The sequence below is a fragment of the Mycobacterium sp. TH-M25 genome (assembly GCF_057473665.1).
Map to the genome: position 1 here is coordinate 1 of NZ_JBYCLA010000356.1, position 2,908 is coordinate 2,908.

The 2,908-nt window shown below is 62.4% G+C and carries 1 protein-coding gene and 2 pseudogenes; 1 reads left to right on the forward strand and 2 read right to left on the reverse strand.

All coding sequences use genetic code 11. From position 1 onward, the window contains the following. Nucleotides 1-448: 448 nt before the first annotated feature. Nucleotides 449-1,717 carry an oxygenase MpaB family protein gene (locus AC2VOU_RS11950; protein ID WP_486957572.1) on the reverse strand — a complete coding sequence of 423 codons (1,269 nt, stop codon included), beginning with the start codon at nt 1,715-1,717 and terminating at the stop codon, nt 449-451. Between the two features lie 107 nt (nt 1,718-1,824). After that, a pseudogene (locus AC2VOU_RS11955) lies at nt 1,825-2,294 on the reverse strand (oxygenase MpaB family protein); the annotation flags it as partial. A gap of 251 nt (nt 2,295-2,545) precedes the next feature. On the opposite strand from AC2VOU_RS11955, the pseudogene AC2VOU_RS11960 reads away from it, so the two are divergent. Beyond that, a pseudogene (locus AC2VOU_RS11960) lies at nt 2,546-2,908 on the forward strand (hypothetical protein); the annotation flags it as partial.

Genomic DNA, 2,908 nt, shown 5'->3' on the forward strand with positions numbered 1-2,908 from the left:
CACGGGAGAACAGCCTCCGTCGAGCCTGTTCACTGTCAAGTCAACGACGATTCATTTTGCTGAGTGGTCGACCCGTAAGTTAGGAATTGTCCATGAAATTTGTTGGCATTCAACATGATTAGAAGTCTCTATGAACTTTCCGACAGGTGCCACCCTACACGGTAGGCTTTGCTCGGCAGGCATGTCCACCCCGCCACCCGCGACCTTGTTACGGGTGGCGGTATCTTTTTGAATCAATGTTGTTGAACAACACCAATATTCGACTAGAATAGATCTAAATGCAATATGCTGCTTTATATTTCATTGACCATCAAGCGTTCAGCATCCGGAACCAGCGGTCTGCTGCTGGCCGCCTTCGCCAAGGTGCATCCCCGCACCGATGACGCTGGCTCCCAACGCCGTGATCGTGGCGGTGGCAGATCCACCGACAGTGCCGCGGCGAGCGCCACTAGCGACGCAGCGGGGCGGCCGCCTCGAAGGCCGCTGCCGTGCCGGCGGCCTGCCACTGAAGCCAGCGTTCCCAGCGGTGCAGATTCCAGCGCTGCCACCACCGGTCCACTGCGGGCACAATGCGACGGGTGATCTCCAAGCCGAGGATCAGCGGAAATCGTAGGAGTAACAACATGATTCCGGCGAGCGGCGAGGGGAGCCGATAGCGGCGTCGGTTCCACGGCAACATGTACAGCCCCAGATAGCCCGCTTGCACGCGGTAGTGGTATTCGGCACGCAGTCGCTGAAGGCCACGATGCATGGGCTTGGGGCCGAAGGCGGGGACGAAGGACTCGACGAGTTCTGTGCCGCTGTGCGCGCTGTCGTTGCTTCGGGCAGCGTCGGCCATGAACAGAATCCGCCAGGCGTCGGCCGCGGTCTCGGGGAAGTAGCGGTCACACCGCACGCCGACCAGATGACCGCAGTACCTGTTGAAATGCAGCACCGCACGCATCTCGGCGGGCGAGGTGACGTGGCCGAGCAAAAACAGGCCCAACGCCGGCGCGACGCTGCTGCCCAACAACGTCAGCAGCATCGCCGACTGGCTGATCGGCAGCCCCCAGCGAGTGGCATCCCATTCCGCATGCTCATTCACCCTGGCGCGCACGCTGACATGCATGATGCGCACATGCAAAGAGATGTTGCGGCCTAATGAACCCGGTGTGAGGATGGCTCCAGGCCGGCAGACTTCGATCCACCACCTCGACGTTTCCAGGTATCGGTGCAAGGCACGCGCGCCGGCGTAGCCCCCGGACAACGACAACGGCACCGCCAAGTAGCCCTCCGTGTAGGTGTCGATCGTCCCCGCATTGCCCAGCGCTCCCAGCGAATACGCCCACCGCCGCCATACCGCCGCGCCCTGCTCGACCAGGTTAGGGTCGACCCAGTCGGGCAGGTGTTCGAACTCCTCGAACAGCGCGCGCATCGACTCCGGCGCCTCCGGCACTTGGTCGATTCCCGATCGTTGAGCTTTCTCGACGAGCTCCCTGGCTCTGCGGGCGCCGAGTTCGCCGTGGTACGTCTCGGCGACGAACCGTTCGGCCACCGGATCGCCCTCGCCCAGGCCGGCGATGAACGCGGCGGCCGTCGCGTCGGACGGGAAGAGATCGACGCCGGTGACCCTTCGCACCCGATCGCGAAGCCGCGCGTGACCGCCCGCGGTTTTGGCATCCGGGTAGCGAAATGCGCTGGGAGATCTCGGCGATCGGGTGACTTCGGGATCGGCCATGTCACGTTCCTAGCACTTTGCCCACCGACCAGTCGACTTGCGACAGCGGAGCGATATGCGGCCCAGTCAACGATGAGCCATCCGAGACAAACCCACGCTGGCCAGCGTCATGCCACCCTGCTCACATCCGCAGCAGACTCGCCAACGGTGGCCACGCCGTCGTCAATCATGTTATGCAGCAAGGCTTCCTGCTCGCGCTGGCCGCGGGCGGCGGCGCTTCGGGCGACGTTGATCGGGATCGGCACCAACGGCCCAGCATACTGCGGTCGTGCCAGACCAGCGGGTTATCAGCGATCGGAACCGGAAGCTGCTTGGTGGACTCGTCGGGGTTCGAGAGCGCGGCAACGGTAGCTCCCATGTCAGCCTGGTTCACTGGCACGCCCCATTCGTCGCTGCGCCAGTCCGGCATTGCCGCCACGTGCCGACGCACGAACGCGTGGATCAGCCGCACGCGGATCGCGGACCGGTAACCGACCCCGAGCGGGTCCGGGCCATCATTGGAGATGACGTCCATCGCCCACTGCATCGTCTCGGCGAAACGCGTGTTCGAGCACTTCTCGAGCGGGCCGGTCCGCACTGTCTGCCGCTATGCGCGTTGGCCACGCATGTCACGGTTATTCGCCTGACAGAACGTTATCCCAGACCAGCTCAGAGCCGGTTTCTTCGTCAACTTGAGCTGCCCTGGCGACCCGGTTCCCATAAGCCAAACCTCAGGTATGCTCAGTAAATCTCAGGTTCCTTAAGCAAATTGCGCCACAGGGTCGTAGGAGCCGCCCGCACAAACTAGCTCGTGCCTCGGGGGGGCGCAGCCGACGAAAGGATGCAGCGGTGGGTTACGCGAAACGTATTGGCCGGCTCGGCGGGCTGGCAGTGGGGCTGGGCATTGGTGCGGCCTTGGCGGCCACACCGGGGGTTGCCGCGGCTGATAGCACTGATGTGGTCGTTCCTGTGGATGGGGGAGCTTCAGCCGTCTTGAACGGCGACTCGATTGTTCCCGTCTCATACGCTCCGGAGACCATCATCTCCACCGTCAGTAACTCGTTGGACACCCAGGTCATTGGTGATCAGGATTTCTATTTAGAAGGCCCTGGAGGCAGTCTAGTTAATGAATTCTATGCCACCGTCAACGACACCACGTACACATTCGGGTCCACCGACCAGTTCATCGTCGTCTACTTTAGTAACGAGAAA